Here is a 14,392-nt window from a genome sequence, read left to right on the forward strand (position 1 = left end):
AAATCAAGTGATTTCAGGCCGCGCCGGCTTGTGTGCAGCTGTGAGGTCTGCAAGAATTCGAATACACTGCCGGTTCCCCGGCTTTCAGCAAGCGGGCCGCCGCAGCGGCACGCTCCGGAACTCCGGCCCGGCGGAGTCTGTTTGAGCCGCCGCATCCCCGGTGCGCCGCCAAAGCCGGCCCCCATCTCAGGGCAGAACTGCCTGTGCCAGGCGGTTGTCAATGCCCTGTCCCCTCCCCCGCCCGGGGTGCGCCGCCCCGCCTCCGCAGACGGCGGAACCGCCGGTGAGAAGCAGTCTTCCCGCCGTTCTCACGCCGTCCCGTGGGGGATGATGACCTTCTCCACCCGGATCTTCCCATCCTCCGCCTCCGCCGTCATCATGGTGATCTCCTGATGGAACCGCCGAGGGCCGCAGGAGCCCGGGTTGAGCCAGAGGACGCCGCCTTTCTCCTCCTGCACGTACTTGTGGGAGTGGCCGAACACCACCGCGTCCACACCGGCCAGGTCCGCCGGGACCTCCTTTCTGTTGTGGACCATGAAAAAGGTCACGCCGCCCAGGGTAACGGTGAGATCGTGCGGGATGGCCTCCGCCCAGTCCTTGTCGTTGTTGCCCCGGACGATGTACAGCGGCGCATACTGCCGCAGCTCATCCACGATGCTCTGCCTGTTGATATCTCCGCCATGGAGGATGGCGTCGGCGGTCTTTAGATGCTCCGTGACCTCCGGCCGCAGCAGGCCGTGGGTGTCGGAGAGAATGGCAAGTTTCATAGGTTTCCCCTCCCCCTCAGATGATAATGCCCTCGCAGTGGTCGATCTCGTGCTGGATAATCTGGGCCGTCCAGCCGGTGAAGGTCTTGATCCGCTCCTGGAATTTTTCGTTCTGCCAGCGGACCTTGATGGACTCCCACCGCCGGGCTCTGCGGGTGCCGGAGAGGGACAGGCACCCCTCCTCCGCCTCATAGGGGCCGGCCCTTTTCACGATCTCCGGATTGAACATGACCATATAGCCGCCCTGGTTGTCGAAGGCGATGATGCGCTTGTTCACGCCGATCATGTTGGCCGCCATACCTACGCAGCCGTCCCTGTGGAATTCCAGCGTCTCCAGCAGGTCCGCCGCCACCGGCAGATCCTCCGGAGCGGCGGGCTCGGCCTTTTGGGCCAGGAAGGCCTGGTCTTTGCAGATGTCCCGAATCATGATGGGTCCTCCTTGTGTCGTTGAATCGCCGCCGCTATGGTCTCCGCCGCAATGCGGGCCCCCTGCCCGCTGGGGTGGACGCCATCGGCGGCGTAGAGGTCCTGCGTGCCGGGCAGCTGGTAAAACCGCCGCCCCACGTCGGCAAGCAGGGCGCGGTTTTCCTCCGCCGCCCTGCGGTACGCCGCGGACAGGTTCCGGGCCATCCCGCCATAGTCCCATCCCTTGGCCGACAGCCGGGCCCCACCCTTCTGATAGGCCCAGGTGGCATAGAGCACCGGGATGGCCCCGTTCTCCCGGATCTGCCGGCAGAGCCGCTCCACGCTGGCGAAAAAGCTCCCGGGAGCGGTGATGGGGCCGTGGCTCATTTCCTGCAGCACCACATAGTCCCACTGCTCCTTTGCAAGCGCCGCCTGCGTTCGGGCGCCCAGCCGGGTGTTCGGGTTCAGATGCTCGGACAGCCGGGCCCCGCCCCGGGTATGGCAGACCACTTCCGCCCCGGTCAGTTCCGCCAGAATGTCCGGCATATCTTGGGCAGAGGTGAGGCTGTTGCCCAGCATCAGAATCCGCATGGTGCTCCTCCTTGTCTCGTTTCCGTGCGCGTCTGCGCGAAAGGCTCCCGCCGTCAATGCTCGGGGCAGCGCTCCATAAGCCCCCTGCCGGATTTGCTGATATCCCCATATCCCGCCGGAGCCGCAGCGGCCCGCTCTGGGCGGCACCGGTTCTCCCATTGATGGTTCCCTCCAGCAGGCGCACGGTGCCGGGGAATGATGCGTTTCATGGGGCGAAATCCCGGCGGCAAGGGCCCTGTGCCCCTGCTCCGCGAAGTGGCACACCGTCATAGGCCGGGGAGACGTTCCACCGCCCGGCAAGGGTCCGGCAGCACCCGGCGAAGGTCCGGGAAGCGGCAATGAGCATTTGGCCCGGCACCCATTCCCCCAGGGACCCGGACGGCAACGCGAACAGAGGGATCTTCCCCCGTGCCAGCTCCAGGCCGGTCAGGAATCGCTCCATCCGCTCCGCCGTGGCCTTGGGCCTGCGGCCCTGCAAAAGGTCATTGGTACCCAGCATCACGATCAGCAGGTCGGTGTCCGCCGGAATGTCAGGTGCCGCGTCGGGGAGCTCCCGGCCGTTGGCGCCCCAGTTGCCCAACACCCATCCGGTTTCGGCCGCCAGGATGTCCACCCATCAGCTGCCCGGGGCACAGCGCCCGCCCAGCCGGGACCGGGGATCGTAGCCCCAGGTGCTGGAATCGGCGAAACAGATGATCTTCCTCACAGCTGTCCCTCCAAGGCACAAGCCCCGGACGTGCGCTCACCTTCCCCGCATCCCGTTTAGGCCGGTGCGTGCGGTGCTATTCTGCCTGCGGCATTTGTGATTTCATCACGGTGCAATTCATAGATATGCGGTATGATGAACCCACTCAATTTAGGGAGGCATGCTATGAATTCCGTGAAAAAGCGGCGCAGAGCCGTGGTGGACCCGTCAGCCTGTGTGGCCTGCGGCTGCTGTGTGAAGGTCTGTCCCCTGCAGGCCATTGAGATCGTGCGGGGCGTTATGGCCCAGGTCCGGCAGGACAAATGCGTGGGCTGCGGCAAGTGCGCCAGGGAGTGTCCGGCCAGCGTCATCAAAATCCGGGAGGTAGAGGCATGAAGAAGCACTGGTACGACTATCTGTGGATCGCTTCGCTCCTGTACCTCCTGCTGGGATTTTTCAACATTCTGTTTGCCTGGCTGGGCCTGCTGTGCTTCTTCATCCCCCTCATCATCTCCGTGGTCAGCGGGACCAAGAGCTACTGCAACCGCTACTGCGGCCGGGGCCAGCTGTTTGGGCTGCTGGGCGGGCGCTTCGGGCTGTCCCGCAGGAAAGACATCCCCAAATGGATGAAAAGCAAGGCGTTCCGATACGGATTTCTCGCCTTTTTCTTCGCCATGTTCTTTCTGATGCTGTGGAACACCTATTTGGTGTTCGCCGGTGTGCGGGATCTGGGGCAGGCGGTCACCCTGCTGTGGACCTTCAAGCTGCCCTGGAACTGGGCCTACCACGGCACCCTTTTCCATCCCGGCGTGGCGCAGTTCGCCTTCGGCTTCTACGGCGTCATGCTCACATCCACAGTCTTGGGGCTAATCACCATGGTGCTGTTCAAGCCCCGCAGCTGGTGTGTCTACTGCCCCATGGGCACCATAACACAGCTGATCTGCAAAGCAAAGAGCAGCCGCACATGACCGTGCCGTATCACGCCGCTCAATCCTGCAGCTGCCGCAGCCTGTCCTCATCAAGGAGCCGGACCATGCCCCGGGAGAGCCGCACCATGCCCTCGCTCTGAAAATAGCGCAGCATCCTGGTAATCACCTCCCGGTGGGTGCCCAGGTGATTGGCAATGGCCTCATGGGTGATCTTCAGCACGCTGCTCCCCTCGATGGAAGCCTCCTCCAGCAGAAAGGCCGCCACCCGCTTGTCCAGGCTCTTCCACATGACCTGCTCCATCAGCCACATGACCTCGGAGAACCGGCTGGCCATCAGCTCGTTGGTGTAGTTGGCCACAGGCGCCGACGTCTCCATGATGTCCTGGTAGACCTCCGCGGGAATGACCCAGAGGTCCGTGTCCTTCTCCGCCTGGATGGTGACCTCAAACTGGATGGAGCGCATGATGCAGGACGCAGAGAACAGGCACAGATCCCGGTCGAACAGGCGGTAAATGGTGATCTCCCGCCCCTCGTCAGAGAGGATATAGGCCCGGAGCTGCCCCGCCTTCACCAGGAGGAGTCCGGTGCAGTCCATGTCCCCGTTGTGCAGGATCGTCCCCTTCTTCACGGTTCGGAAATTCAGATTGCTGCGGATCCGGTCCTGCTGGTCTGTTTGGAGCTTGTTCCAGATGGGAAAATAGTCCTGAAAGGTCATTCCGTGTCCCTCCTCATCGTGTTCTCAGTATAGTTGACAGGAGCTTTGCTGTCAACCGGCCCGCTTTTCGGAAAATCCCGTGTTTTGGGTGATGTCGTCACAGAAAAATCGCGGACTTTCGGTTATACTAGGACCAAACCAAGGAAAGGAGCTGACCAGCATGGCGGCTATCAATCTAAACAAGGAACAATTCCAGCAGATGGCAGAGGGCGGCAAGCCCATCCTGGTGGATTTCTGGGCTCCCTGGTGCGGCTACTGCCGCCGGATCGGGCCCGCGTATGAGAAGATCGCGGACGAATACGGCGACCGTCTCACCGTGGCGAAGGTAAACATCGACGAGGAGGCCGCGCTGGCCGAGGCGGCGCAGATCGAGGTCATTCCTACGCTGGTCCTGTATCGGGACGGGAAAGCCGTGGATTCTATCGTCAACCCCGGGTCCAAAGCGGCCATCGACCAGTTCATCCAGGAGGCTATGGCGAAGTAAGGAGGCGGAATCCATGGGCGAAACTCGTGTCTACGACATGATCGTGGTGGGCGGCGGGCCGGGCGGCTATACGGCGGCGCTCTATGCAGCCAGGGCCGGGCTGGATACACTGGTGCTGGAGAAACTCTCGGCAGGCGGGCAGATGGCCCTGACGGAGGAGATCGACAACTATCCCGGCTATGAGGACGGGATCGACGGCTTCACCCTGGCGGAGAAGATGCAGCGGCAGGCAGAGCGGTTCGGTGCGCAGACAGCGTACGCACAGGTGGAGCGCATGGAGCTGACCGCTGCCCCCAAGGCGCTGAAGACCAGCGAGGGGACCTTTTATGCCAGGACGGTAATCCTTGCCACCGGAGCCAATCCCAGGGAGCTGGGCCTTGCAGGCGAGGAGGCCCTGGTGGGCCGGGGTGTGGCCTACTGTGCCGCCTGCGACGGGATGCGTTACAAGGGCAAAACGGTCGCCGTGGTGGGCGGCGGGAATTCCGCCGCCGGCGACGCCCTGCTTTTGAGCCGTATCGCCGAAAGGGTGGTCCTGGTGCACCGCAGGGACCAGCTGCGGGCCACGAAGATCTACCACGAGCCACTGATACAGGCAGAGAACGTGGAATTCCGCTGGAACAGCACTGTTACGGAGCTGCTGCACGAAGAGAAGCTGACCGGCATCCGGCTGCGGGATGTGCAGACCGGGGCGGAATCCGTCCTTCCCTGCGACGGGCTCTTCATCAGCGTCGGCAGAAAGCCGGCCACGGAGCTGGTGAAAGGCCAGCTGGAGCTGGATGCCGGCGGCTATGTGACGGCGGACGAAACCACAAGGACCAATCTCCCCGGCGTCTATGCCGTGGGCGATGTACGGACGAAGCCGCTGCGCCAGGTAGTGACGGCCGTGGCCGATGGGGCCATGGCGGTCCACATGGCGGAAGAATATCTGGCAGGCGGCGCCTGATCGAAGAAATGCGGCAGAGAACGGCTGAAGTCCTCCCGCATATATGCCCATCCCGTTCAAAATGCAGGCATCCGGGATGCAGGCGGCCTGAAAAGAACACAGCTGCCCGGAGTATCTGATGGAACAGATTCCTCCGGGCAGTTTTTGTATCCTTGTTTTGCAGAGCGGCAGGCCACGGAAAAGGAACCCGTCATGCGGCAAACCGCGCGGTCCGGCGGAGCCCTTTGGGCAGGATCCTCAGTTCTGTTCCAGCAGCCGTCTGACTTCTGAAATACTGTCCACCGGCCGGGCACAGGCGCCGTTCCGGCATAGATAGTACCGGACGCCTGTCTCCGGAATCGGATAGGCCTCCGTGAAGGGGGCAAGCTCCTCCAGCGGCTTTGCCGTCTCCGGCGTTTTCACCAGCACCGTCAGTTCGGGCCTGGAGGCCTCCCGCAGAAAAGCCGCCAACTCCTCCGGCATGGTCCGGGCCGCGCAGACCAGCTCCGCCGAGGGCCACAGCTCCTCCAGAAACACCAGCATGGCAAAACCGTGTCCGGCGGGATAGGTCCGGGTGGCCCCAGCCAGATAGCCCAGCTGCAGATCGGCGGCGGTCCGCCAGCGGGCCTCCCCGGTGAGGCGGGCCAGGCGGGAGAGAACCAGCGCCGCTGCCGCATTGCCCGACGGCATGGCCCCGTCATAGGTCTCCTTTGTCCGGGTGATGAGCTGTTCCCCATCCGCCGCGTAGGGGTAAAAACCGCCGTTTTTCCCGTCAAAAAACTGCTCCAGCAGCCGTGCCGTCAGGTCCCCGGCCTCCGCCAGATAGGCGGTCCGGAAGGTCACGCCGTAGAGTTCCAGCAAGCCCCAGGCGCAGAAGGCGTAATCATCCAGCTTTCCGGGGTGGGCCGCCTGCCCCGCCCGCCATCTGGCCAGCAGACGACCGTTTTCCTCTGTGAGGCTCCGCTTCAAAAATGCCGCGGCTCCCACGGCGGCGTCCCGATAGCGGGGCTCATCCAGGGCCAGTCCCGCCCGGGCCAGGGCCGCAATCATCAGTCCATTCCATGCGGCAAGCACCTTGTCGTCCCTGTGGAGGCAGGTCCGTTCCAAGCGGTAGGCATACACCCTCTCCCGCAGGGGCCTGATGCGCACCGGCTCCCGCTGGACCTGTTCCCGGCCGATTAGGTTGAGGATATTTTTCCCCGCAAAGTTCCCCGTCTCGGTGACGCCGTACCAGCCGCAGAACGCCTCTGCGTCCTCCGGTCCCAGCAGGTCTCTCAGCTCGCCTGCGGTGAATACATAGTATTTCCCCTCCTCGCCCTCGCTGTCCGCGTCCTGTCCGCAGTAGAATCCGCCCTGAAAATCACGCAGCTCCCGCAGGACGTAATCCAGCGTGCGGCGGACGATCTCCCCATAGAGCGGGCGCCGGGTCTGCTGATAGGCCTCCGTATAGGCCAGTGCCAGCAGGGCGTTGTCATAGAGCATCTTTTCAAAGTGGGGCACCAGCCACATTTCATCGGTAGAGTACCGGGCAAAGCCGCCGCCCACATGGTCGAACAGGCCGCCTCGGTACATGCTCTCCAGCGTCTGCTCCGCCATGGCCCCGGCCTGGGCCTCCCCTGTGCGCCGGGCGTACCGGAGCAGGAAGATCAGATTATGAGGCGTGGGGAATTTTGGCGCGTGCCCGAAGCCGCCCCAGCGGGTGTCAAAACTCCGGGCGTAAAGGCCCGCCGCCATGCCTGCCAGTGCCCGGTCTGGAAAGCCGGTGCCTGCGCCCTCCGCTTCCCTGAGCCGGTCGGTCAGCGCCTCTCCGGCGGTCAGCAGACTGCCCCTATCTTCCCGCCACAGGCGCGCCGCCTGCTGCAGCAGGGACAGCAGCGCCTGTCTGGGGAGGTACGTCCCCGCCCAGAAGGGCTTCTGCTCCGGCGTGAGCAGCACCGTCAGCGGCCATCCGCCGGAGCCTGTCATAGCCACGCAGGCGGCCATATAGACCGCGTCCACATCCGGGCGCTCCTCCCGGTCGACTTTGATCGGGATAAAATCCCGGTTGATCGCCTCCGCCACCGTCTCGTCCTCAAAGGACTCATGGGCCATGACGTGGCACCAGTGGCAGGTGGAGTAGCCGATGCTGAGGAACACCGGCTTGTCCTCCTCCCGTGCGGTCTGGAATGCCTCGCTCCCCCAGGGCCGCCAGTCCACGGGATTTTCCCGGTGCTGGAGCAGATACGGGGATTGTTCAAATTGCAGCCGGTTGGGCATGGGTCGTCCTCCTTTGACCGGGCGGCGCACTGCCGCCCGCATGGTTCCGCAGGTTTTCCGTCCAGTGCCGCGCTTGCCCCCTGCTTATACAAGGCGTTTTCCCCATCCGGCACGGGCCGGGGGCCGCAGTTTGTTCCGCGGACTTCCGCCTCAGCGGGCCAGATCCGGCGGGAGCGGCCGGGCAAAGCGCGCCCCTGGTGTCGGACCGGGCAGGTAGATTCCGGCAAGTAGCGCCCTGGCCCGCCAAGGTATCCAGGTCGTCATGCCTTCCCCCGCCAAAAAGTCTTGCAGTGGGCCTTTTCGGTGCGGTTGAAGGCGATCATCCGGCGCAGCAGCGTGTAATCCACGTCCCTCTCCCACGGGATGCGGAACAGCATTTTGCCCCGGCATAGCCGCCCCGGGCGATTTCCCGGGAAAATCCCTCCAAGCCCGCCCCGGAGAAACGGCCAGATGCCCGGCGGAGACGCTGATCCCGATGATGAACGTCCCATGATCTGTGAACACGGGCTGGTTCCATGCAACCCTGGGCTCCAGGCCGGAAAACGTCCGTTCCGCCCACTCCACAGCACCTCCGCCATACGGACGCGGCGCTGCGGCGCTTTCGCCTGCGCCAGATAATCTGCTAAGGTCTCCAATCCACCCGCCCCTTCACATCCAAAGAGCAGAAATAGTCTGTGCATTTCAGGAGGGATTATCACCCCTCGCCTCAAGCAGCGGCGCCCCGGGCGGCCGCTCTTCCGTCAGGACCTGCAGCCTGTTCCGGAAACGAGGGCCCCCTTCAGGTTCATTTCCTGCCCTCCTTGCCCAGGCTGATCTTGTATCCATCATAAGTGAAAAAGGGCCGCACCCGGGCGGAGGTGGACCAGGTAACTGCCTGTCTCACCGGGTACACGCTGGCGGACCTCGCCCGGCTGGAGCGGTCCAGCGTCACCTGCGCTCACTTTTTTCAACGTGCCCCCGCCATGAATCCTGACCGTGCCCTCATCACCGACAAGGTCTGCGGTGTCCGGGTATGGGACCTGCTGATACGGGATATCCGGTATCTGGGCAAGCTGGTGGACGAGCTGCCCAAGGGACCCCTATGGAGCAGATTCTCCGGAAAAACAAGTATGTCCCGGAGCTTCTGGCCTTTCAGAAACTCGGGGCTGTTTTCGCCTCGAGAGCCCTTTGCTTTGCCGCCGAGAAGGGGCAGCGTTTTCCGATGCACTGGCTGTTTCGGGCACTGTAAGAGCAGACGGGCACGCTGTGCTGCATCTCCACCCCCAGGTGCTCCCGGACAAAGTCCACGGCGGCCTGGACGGCCAGCCAGGAATCCCGTTTGCAGCACCGGGGGCCACCCACCTTGCCGATGCTATCCAGGGCCCGGGCGGTCATCTGGTTGCTCAATCCCCAGGGCTCCCGGGCCAGGGGCGTGGATGCCGTGGCGATGGCCAGGAACTGCCCCGCGCTGATCCCCGCCCCGCAGGCGCCCCAGAAGCCGCAGGCCCCGCCGGGGACAGCTTTGCCCCGGCTGTACATCTCCCGGAGAGCGCTCTCCAGGTCCAACTTGCCCCCGGCATTTTTATAGGCGGTGAGCAGCGCCGCTCCCACCATCACATGGTGCTCTGGCCCGTGCATATGGCAGAAGGACAGGTCCATCATCCGGCGGAGGATAGCGGCGGGGTCGGCGGAAGTCTCCGCCAGGCACAGGCCGAAGATGGTGTCCATGCCCTGGGTATGGCAGTCATTGCAAACATAATGGCCGTTGACGCACCGGGTCTTGCTGGATTCCTTTTTATGGCAGATGGCGCACTCCATGTCCTCGTCCCGGACCAGATATTCCAGCGGTGCCTTGCAGATCAGGCATTCTTCTGGATGCAAATCGATCACTCCTCCCTTATCCGCAGCGCAGGAAGTCACGCGGCTGCGCAGTCCCGACGCCCCCCACAATATGCTGTGGGGAAATGTTCTTTCTCATAAATCGGCTCCCCCCGATGCGTTCATCCACACATCAGCTGTGTACTCTCTCCTGTTATTTTCTATCATACAATAGCCAAGATAACCCGCTGAATGTAAAATCCGCTTAAGGGGAGCAAACATTTTCTCCGGCTGTACATGCAGTCATTCTATCCGTTCAGCGTTTTCCGGAAGCATAGTCGCCCATATGGATGTCCACCACTCCCCTGGGCGGCTGGATCAGGGCATCCTCGTACTGGCACTTCCACTGAATCTCCCGGCTCATCCGGCCATTCTCTATGCCGTCAATCGTTTCCCCATCCCCAATGGGGTTATCATGCTCCAGTATGTACGACGCCGCATTATAGGCGTGGTTCACTACCCAGTTGGGATCCATGCTATGGAAGTGGTACTGGAGGTCCGGCAGGAACAGGGTGTTCATGCCCACTGTGTCGATGAGCATATCCTCGGTGCCCTCAATGTTGAAGAAGCGGACATTGACACCAAATCGGATGAAGCGGTCCGAGCCCTCGATCTGGTGGGAACGCACATCTTCCGCCAGCAAGAGCTTGCCGCAGTTCTGGAAATAGAACGCCTCACAGGTGGGGTACAGCTCTGCCAGGGCCTCCACGAAGTCGGCGTCCAGGTTGGCCCTCTCCAGGGCCGGAAGCGCCGCCGCCAGCATATCAGTGGCCACGACCTGATACCGGCACTCCCGAAAGATTCGCTCTCGGTCCTCCCGGCAGTCCCACATCTGGCTCATAAGGAACGCATCGAAGCCCTTGCCCTTGAATTTCTCACATCCCATCACCATCAGCTGCACCGGGCATTTGCCGTCCTGAAATTCCGCGATATGATCCAGGGCAGCAAAGCCTGCCATCTTTTTATCACGGCAGAAACACTCTACCGCGCCGATGTGCTTTTTCATCCCAGCGGTCATCTCATCCTTGTCCGGCATGTCTACCGGCTCTTTGAACAGCATTTGAATGAGATAGGGGCCGCCGGGCTGGGGCCCTTTTTTGTCATCCAGGTTTTGCTGGAACACTTGATTGCTCATTTTTGTCCTCCTTATAGCAGCAGACCATGTAACAACGGGCGATCGCTACTTTGTATGCGGGGTTACTCCAAAAATCAAAAAAAGAGCCACACTAAATAGAACCAATCCGATGAAGTTGCGCTCTATCAGCAGTTTTATGGCCAAGAGAAGCAGCAGACCACAAACCAGAATAATAATACCATTCATTTCTTTTTATCCATTTTGTCAGGGAACAGCTTGAACCGAAACGCCAGTTCCTGATTAACGATTTCCTTGGGCAGCTTTCGGGGATTGGCGATTAGATACCAAGCCCGATAAGTCCGCTTTTCCATGTCCTGCTCCTGAAGGTAGATCTGATAGCCCGCTTCGTCCTCCTCCGTCCAAGTGTCATACTGCTTCTTGGCCTGGACATGGTTTCCCACGACCACGTCCAATTCCTCCACGGAGCGGCTGGCGGCCCAAGCATGGTCCACATCGCCAGCATGGGAGAAATAGAAGATTTGCATCCCCATCCACCGGCGCACCTTGCTTTCCGGCGTTCCACGCAATTCCGCCTGACGGCGGTACTCCGCCAGCTGCTCTGGTGTTCCGTATCTTTCCACCGCCTGCTCCTCCACATGAATACGCCAACTGTAATCCTCCGGCTGGGTAAAGGGGGCGCAGACCGGCTGTAACGCCTCTGCCGGGTCCTCCTCAAAGCGGTCGATAAAGTCAAGGTAGCGGGCTTTGATTAAGGGCAGAAAAGTGTCCAGCAACCCGGTATCCAACCGCAGGTCCTCTGTCAGCATCCGGAAGAACGAACCGCCTGTTATCGGTTCTATTTTGAAAGAGTAGAGAAAGTCATCCCCCTGCTTAATGAAGCAGCTGAATCCCACCTCCACATTTCCATGGCCGATTTCGTAGTCTATGTAGTTGTAGCGGCTCCGTTCAAACCAGATCAGGTATGTCAGGCCGTTTTTCGTTCTCTTTTTGAAGGCGCCCTTTTTCAGACGCTTCCAGCCCTTTTCCTCCAGCCCCAGCCCGTTCCACAGGTAGTCCAGAAGCTCCTGAAATATATCTGCCGGGCGTTTTTGTTCCATAAAATTCTCCCAACCGCTTATGCTTGTTCCTCACTTTTTCCAATCACATCCGCTAATTGAGTACTGACAGTATCTATGTAGAGATACACCCCATCCCGATCACAGTGGTACAGGTTTGAGTAGCTTGTACTCTCATTAGGGCGGATAGGGTTAGGCTCCACCACCTCGGTAGCTTCCAGCAGACCGACACCCAGTTCCGCCGCGGCAGTGAGAGCCTTTTTCAGCACGGCAAGCTGTCCGTTACTCCAAAGTCCCTCCAAATCCTCCAGCACCTTTGGGTCCTGCTCCAGATCCCGGAGAAGCTGTGTAACCTGCTTTGGAGACAGGTACACGCCGGAACAGTAGTTTTCAATGATCTGATTTTCTGCCGGATTTGGAAAAGCTGTTGGTGTCACCTGTGCCCATGGGGTGAAATACCGGGCATATTCCGGCTTTTCTTCCACCAGGAAAGAAAAGGCACTGCCTCTGGTGTAATAGTAATCCCGGAAAAAGCCCTGGATCACCGCAATATAAAAGCCGTGGCTCTTATCAAACAATTCATCCGGCTCTGCCCCCGCACCGACCCGCAGAGTATCCAGATATTTTTCCGCATAGAAGTCCTCCATTCCGTGCTGTGCGGCAAGGGCCAGCACCTTTTCCTCCTGCCCCTGCTGTACCCAGGAAAGCGGGGTAAAATACCATTCCCGCATTTCTTCCGGCGAAATCGGGTGAAAACTGACATCGTATCCCATAAAGCTCCTCCTTAATAATCCAGTAAAATGGGCACCTGCTGTTCCTCGGCAAACCGCATGGCCCGCCAGAACATGGAGAAGGCGAACTTGGCAAGGGACTGGGTATCATACTGGGTATGCTCCGGGATGTCCGCCTTGCTGTACTGTCCATCCGGGCCTACGGTTCCGTCTGCCGGGTATCCCTCCGTGTCTGCCCAATCAAGGATGGTATCCTCATCGGCCTGCCACGCCAGCTGGTTCAGCTTCTCCAGCTCCTTCCGCAGTCCGCCCACCGTGCCGATGGCGGCGGTGTCGTCGGTAGGCAGAGGTGCTTGGAAGAAGAAGGCGTCCGGCAGAGGCAGCCACCAGGTAGCCCCACGGAACAGGGACCATACCCGCTCCTGGTCCGCCGCAAGGCGGGCGACCAGGGGATGCTCCCCGAAGTTCCAGTCCTTCTCCACAGTGGGAGGCACCGGTTCCTCGTATGTATGGCAGGCGGCCGCCAGCAGCATGGCGCCGAAGGCATCCCAATCCGGCTTGTCGGTGTAGTAGGGGCTCTCGTTATTCTCCGGCCAGGGAGCGTAGGGGGGCTGGCCCGGCTGAGAAATGGCGTTCAGAATCTGATCCCGCCAGTTCTCCACCGCCGCCTGGACCTCGGCCGGGGACAGTTCCTCCTCGTTGTCAGCGGGTTCCCCGTCCGGGGTGATGCGGTTGAAGGCGTATCCGTTTTCCTCCGCCCACTGCTGAACAACGGTTTTCCAGTTGTGAGAATAGTACCGGGTCAATGTTCCGGCGTAGATATCAAGTCCCATTATGATGCCTCCTTTTTTGTCTGTACGGTCATTCTTTTGCCGGAGCGAACAGTCGGTCAATCTTCTCCAGATTGTATTCCAAGATCCAGTCATTGAATTGATGATAGAGCGGCAGTAGCAGCTCCCGTGAGCCGCCCAGTATATCCAACCCACGGTCATCGTACAGATGGTAGAGGAATGGCCCCGGCCCGGTCAGATAGACGCTGGACACAAAGCCGTTCCAGCCGCCGATGTCTCCCAGAATGATCTCCTGGAGAAGCCGCTCCGGTTGAAAGCTGATTTTGCTGAGATCCCAGTAAAACTGTACTTGTGCATATGTATCCCCGTCCTCGTCCATCATGGTCGCTGTGACCTGCTCATGCGGGGCAGGAAGTGCGGCCCTCTGCTGGATGGCCTTCAGCAGGGACTCGACAGGTTTTTCTTCGGGATACCCGTCAATCCGCAGAATACCCGGCGGCGCTGGAAGGTTCCGGTAGATCATAATCGCCCGCTCCAGTGCGCCTTGAACATAGGCGGGGTTTGGAGTTGGTTTCTCGGTGTTCTCGTCCAAATAGGTGCATTCCACATAGACTGGTTCATCTCCGCCGATTTCAAACCGGATGGCGACCGGGGCATGATGGAACAGCGGATGTTCCAGCCACGCCATACCAAGATTATGTAAGATGGTGTCAAAATCCTCCGCCAGCATTGCACACCTCCACTATTTCCACTCAAAGGGCTCCTTTAAGTGGTATTTCTCCATAATTTTCTTTTCCAAAGCTTCATAGGCATCCATATCCTCTGGCTGCGCTGGAATACCCTTTTCCCACCAATAACCGTTCCCATAGCAGAAAAACATGGCCCAGTAATAAGGCCGGTCATGGCTGAATATCGCCACTCCCACGGCATCGGCCACTGGCTCTGCCAGCGGTGAGCGTTCCACTGTCTGAGAGGCTTCCTCATAGGAGATCCCCACCAGCTCCACCAGCAGGTGCTTCACCAGTTCGCAGAAGCTATACTGGTTGAAGATGACCTGACCATTCTCATCTTTGAACACAAGTCCATCTCTCACCATAGTATTTCTCTC

The 14,392-nt window shown here is 60.5% G+C and carries 17 protein-coding genes and 1 pseudogene; 5 read left to right on the forward strand and 13 right to left on the reverse strand.

Annotated features, from left to right (window positions below; all coding sequences use genetic code 11):
* Positions 1-308: 308 nt before the first annotated feature.
* The 4 genes from HMPREF1546_RS04370 to HMPREF1546_RS04385 all read right to left on the reverse strand — a co-directional run bounded on the left by HMPREF1546_RS04370 (position 309) and on the right by HMPREF1546_RS04385 (position 2,376).
* Positions 309-767, reverse strand: a complete 459-nt coding sequence (locus tag HMPREF1546_RS04370; protein WP_021747642.1) for a metallophosphoesterase family protein — start codon at positions 765-767, stop codon at positions 309-311.
* Between the two features lie 16 nt (positions 768-783).
* Positions 784-1,194: a peptide deformylase gene (locus HMPREF1546_RS04375; RefSeq protein WP_021747643.1), complete on the reverse strand. Its 411-nt coding sequence runs from the start codon at positions 1,192-1,194 to the stop codon at positions 784-786.
* Entirely contained in the window at positions 1,191-1,763 is a 573-nt protein-coding gene (locus tag HMPREF1546_RS04380; protein WP_036629443.1) for an SGNH/GDSL hydrolase family protein, read from the reverse strand. Before HMPREF1546_RS04380 ends, HMPREF1546_RS04375 begins: the two co-directional genes overlap by 4 nt.
* Before the next feature lie 205 nt (positions 1,764-1,968).
* Positions 1,969-2,376: an SGNH/GDSL hydrolase family protein gene (locus HMPREF1546_RS04385; protein ID WP_021747645.1), complete on the reverse strand. Its 408-nt coding sequence runs from the start codon at positions 2,374-2,376 to the stop codon at positions 1,969-1,971.
* A gap of 258 nt (positions 2,377-2,634) precedes the next feature.
* Here HMPREF1546_RS04385 and HMPREF1546_RS04390 point away from each other — a divergent pair, with 258 nt between their 5' ends.
* Both HMPREF1546_RS04390 and HMPREF1546_RS04395 read left to right on the forward strand, forming a co-directional pair.
* The gene (locus tag HMPREF1546_RS04390) at positions 2,635-2,844 is read left to right on the forward strand and encodes an ATP-binding protein (RefSeq protein ID WP_025543941.1); all 210 of its coding nucleotides are present in this window, start codon (positions 2,635-2,637) and stop codon (positions 2,842-2,844) included.
* Positions 2,841-3,416, forward strand: a complete 576-nt coding sequence (locus HMPREF1546_RS04395) for a hypothetical protein (RefSeq protein WP_021747647.1) — start codon at positions 2,841-2,843, stop codon at positions 3,414-3,416. The genes HMPREF1546_RS04390 and HMPREF1546_RS04395 overlap by 4 nt, the downstream gene beginning before the upstream one ends.
* A gap of 19 nt (positions 3,417-3,435) precedes the next feature.
* Here HMPREF1546_RS04395 and HMPREF1546_RS04400 read toward each other — a convergent pair whose 3' ends face one another.
* A complete protein-coding gene (locus HMPREF1546_RS04400; RefSeq protein ID WP_021747648.1) occupies positions 3,436-4,092 on the reverse strand; it encodes a Crp/Fnr family transcriptional regulator in 657 nt (218 codons plus the stop codon).
* Between the two features lie 160 nt (positions 4,093-4,252).
* Between HMPREF1546_RS04400 and trxA the strand changes: the two genes are divergently transcribed.
* On the forward strand, positions 4,253-4,576 hold the full coding sequence (gene trxA, locus HMPREF1546_RS04405) for a thioredoxin (RefSeq protein ID WP_025543938.1): 324 nt from the start codon (positions 4,253-4,255) through the stop codon (positions 4,574-4,576).
* Positions 4,577-4,589: 13 nt separating this feature from the next.
* Positions 4,590-5,519, forward strand: coding sequence for a thioredoxin-disulfide reductase (trxB, locus tag HMPREF1546_RS04410; RefSeq protein ID WP_021747650.1), 930 nt, complete (start codon positions 4,590-4,592; stop codon positions 5,517-5,519).
* Between the two features lie 237 nt (positions 5,520-5,756).
* Here the strand turns inward: trxB and HMPREF1546_RS04415 are convergent, their stop codons facing one another.
* Positions 5,757-7,754 (reverse strand): thioredoxin domain-containing protein, encoded by a 1,998-nt coding sequence (locus HMPREF1546_RS04415; RefSeq protein WP_021747652.1) that lies wholly within the window; start codon positions 7,752-7,754, stop codon positions 5,757-5,759.
* A gap of 857 nt (positions 7,755-8,611) precedes the next feature.
* Here HMPREF1546_RS04415 and HMPREF1546_RS19520 point away from each other — a divergent pair.
* Positions 8,612-8,770, forward strand: a pseudogene (locus tag HMPREF1546_RS19520) (DUF2200 family protein); the annotation flags it as partial.
* 115 nt (positions 8,771-8,885) lie between these two features.
* Here the strand turns inward: HMPREF1546_RS19520 and HMPREF1546_RS04425 are convergent.
* The 7 genes from HMPREF1546_RS04425 to HMPREF1546_RS04455 all read right to left on the reverse strand — a co-directional run bounded on the left by HMPREF1546_RS04425 (position 8,886) and on the right by HMPREF1546_RS04455 (position 14,380).
* Positions 8,886-9,623: a DUF5714 domain-containing protein gene (locus HMPREF1546_RS04425; RefSeq protein WP_021747655.1), complete on the reverse strand. Its 738-nt coding sequence runs from the start codon at positions 9,621-9,623 to the stop codon at positions 8,886-8,888.
* A gap of 244 nt (positions 9,624-9,867) precedes the next feature.
* Positions 9,868-10,746 carry a DUF4261 domain-containing protein gene (locus tag HMPREF1546_RS04430; RefSeq protein WP_021747656.1) on the reverse strand — a complete coding sequence of 293 codons (879 nt, stop codon included), beginning with the start codon at positions 10,744-10,746 and terminating at the stop codon, positions 9,868-9,870.
* Between the two features lie 182 nt (positions 10,747-10,928).
* Positions 10,929-11,804 (reverse strand): hypothetical protein, encoded by an 876-nt coding sequence (locus HMPREF1546_RS04435; RefSeq protein ID WP_021747658.1) that lies wholly within the window; start codon positions 11,802-11,804, stop codon positions 10,929-10,931.
* A gap of 17 nt (positions 11,805-11,821) precedes the next feature.
* Entirely contained in the window at positions 11,822-12,535 is a 714-nt protein-coding gene (locus HMPREF1546_RS04440) for a hypothetical protein (RefSeq protein WP_021747659.1), read from the reverse strand.
* Between the two features lie 11 nt (positions 12,536-12,546).
* Positions 12,547-13,326: a hypothetical protein gene (locus HMPREF1546_RS04445; protein WP_021747660.1), complete on the reverse strand. Its 780-nt coding sequence runs from the start codon at positions 13,324-13,326 to the stop codon at positions 12,547-12,549.
* Between the two features lie 28 nt (positions 13,327-13,354).
* A complete protein-coding gene (locus tag HMPREF1546_RS04450; RefSeq protein ID WP_021747661.1) occupies positions 13,355-14,014 on the reverse strand; it encodes a DUF3885 domain-containing protein in 660 nt (219 codons plus the stop codon).
* Between the two features lie 12 nt (positions 14,015-14,026).
* Complete coding sequence (locus HMPREF1546_RS04455) at positions 14,027-14,380, reverse strand: hypothetical protein (RefSeq protein ID WP_021747662.1); 354 nt, start codon at positions 14,378-14,380, stop codon at positions 14,027-14,029.
* Positions 14,381-14,392: the final 12 nt, after the last annotated feature.

Origin of the sequence: Oscillibacter sp. KLE 1745 (assembly GCF_000469445.2) — a bacterium.
In the GTDB taxonomy this organism is placed as follows: domain Bacteria; phylum Bacillota; class Clostridia; order Oscillospirales; family Oscillospiraceae; genus Oscillibacter; species Oscillibacter welbionis.

Bases quoted from the DNA above. Each gene is read 5' to 3' on its own strand.
- HMPREF1546_RS04440 (WP_021747659.1), bottom strand. From the start codon at position 12,535: ATGGGATACGATGTCAGTTTTCACCCGATTTCGCCGGAAGAAATGCGG.
- HMPREF1546_RS04380 (WP_036629443.1), bottom strand. From the start codon at position 1,763: ATGCGGATTCTGATGCTGGGCAACAGCCTCACCTCTGCCCAAGATATG.
- HMPREF1546_RS04395 (WP_021747647.1), top strand. From the start codon at position 2,841: ATGAAGAAGCACTGGTACGACTATCTGTGGATCGCTTCGCTCCTGTAC.
- HMPREF1546_RS04445 (WP_021747660.1), bottom strand. From the start codon at position 13,326: ATGGGACTTGATATCTACGCCGGAACATTGACCCGGTACTATTCTCAC.
- HMPREF1546_RS04430 (WP_021747656.1), bottom strand. From the start codon at position 10,746: ATGAGCAATCAAGTGTTCCAGCAAAACCTGGATGACAAAAAAGGGCCC.
- trxB (WP_021747650.1), top strand. From the start codon at position 4,590: ATGGGCGAAACTCGTGTCTACGACATGATCGTGGTGGGCGGCGGGCCG.
- HMPREF1546_RS04415 (WP_021747652.1), bottom strand. From the start codon at position 7,754: ATGCCCAACCGGCTGCAATTTGAACAATCCCCGTATCTGCTCCAGCAC.
- HMPREF1546_RS04390 (WP_025543941.1), top strand. From the start codon at position 2,635: ATGAATTCCGTGAAAAAGCGGCGCAGAGCCGTGGTGGACCCGTCAGCC.
- trxA (WP_025543938.1), top strand. From the start codon at position 4,253: ATGGCGGCTATCAATCTAAACAAGGAACAATTCCAGCAGATGGCAGAG.
- HMPREF1546_RS04370 (WP_021747642.1), bottom strand. From the start codon at position 767: ATGAAACTTGCCATTCTCTCCGACACCCACGGCCTGCTGCGGCCGGAG.
- HMPREF1546_RS04375 (WP_021747643.1), bottom strand. From the start codon at position 1,194: ATGATTCGGGACATCTGCAAAGACCAGGCCTTCCTGGCCCAAAAGGCC.
- HMPREF1546_RS04400 (WP_021747648.1), bottom strand. From the start codon at position 4,092: ATGACCTTTCAGGACTATTTTCCCATCTGGAACAAGCTCCAAACAGAC.
- HMPREF1546_RS04455 (WP_021747662.1), bottom strand. From the start codon at position 14,380: ATGGTGAGAGATGGACTTGTGTTCAAAGATGAGAATGGTCAGGTCATC.
- HMPREF1546_RS04450 (WP_021747661.1), bottom strand. From the start codon at position 14,014: ATGCTGGCGGAGGATTTTGACACCATCTTACATAATCTTGGTATGGCG.
- HMPREF1546_RS04435 (WP_021747658.1), bottom strand. From the start codon at position 11,804: ATGGAACAAAAACGCCCGGCAGATATATTTCAGGAGCTTCTGGACTAC.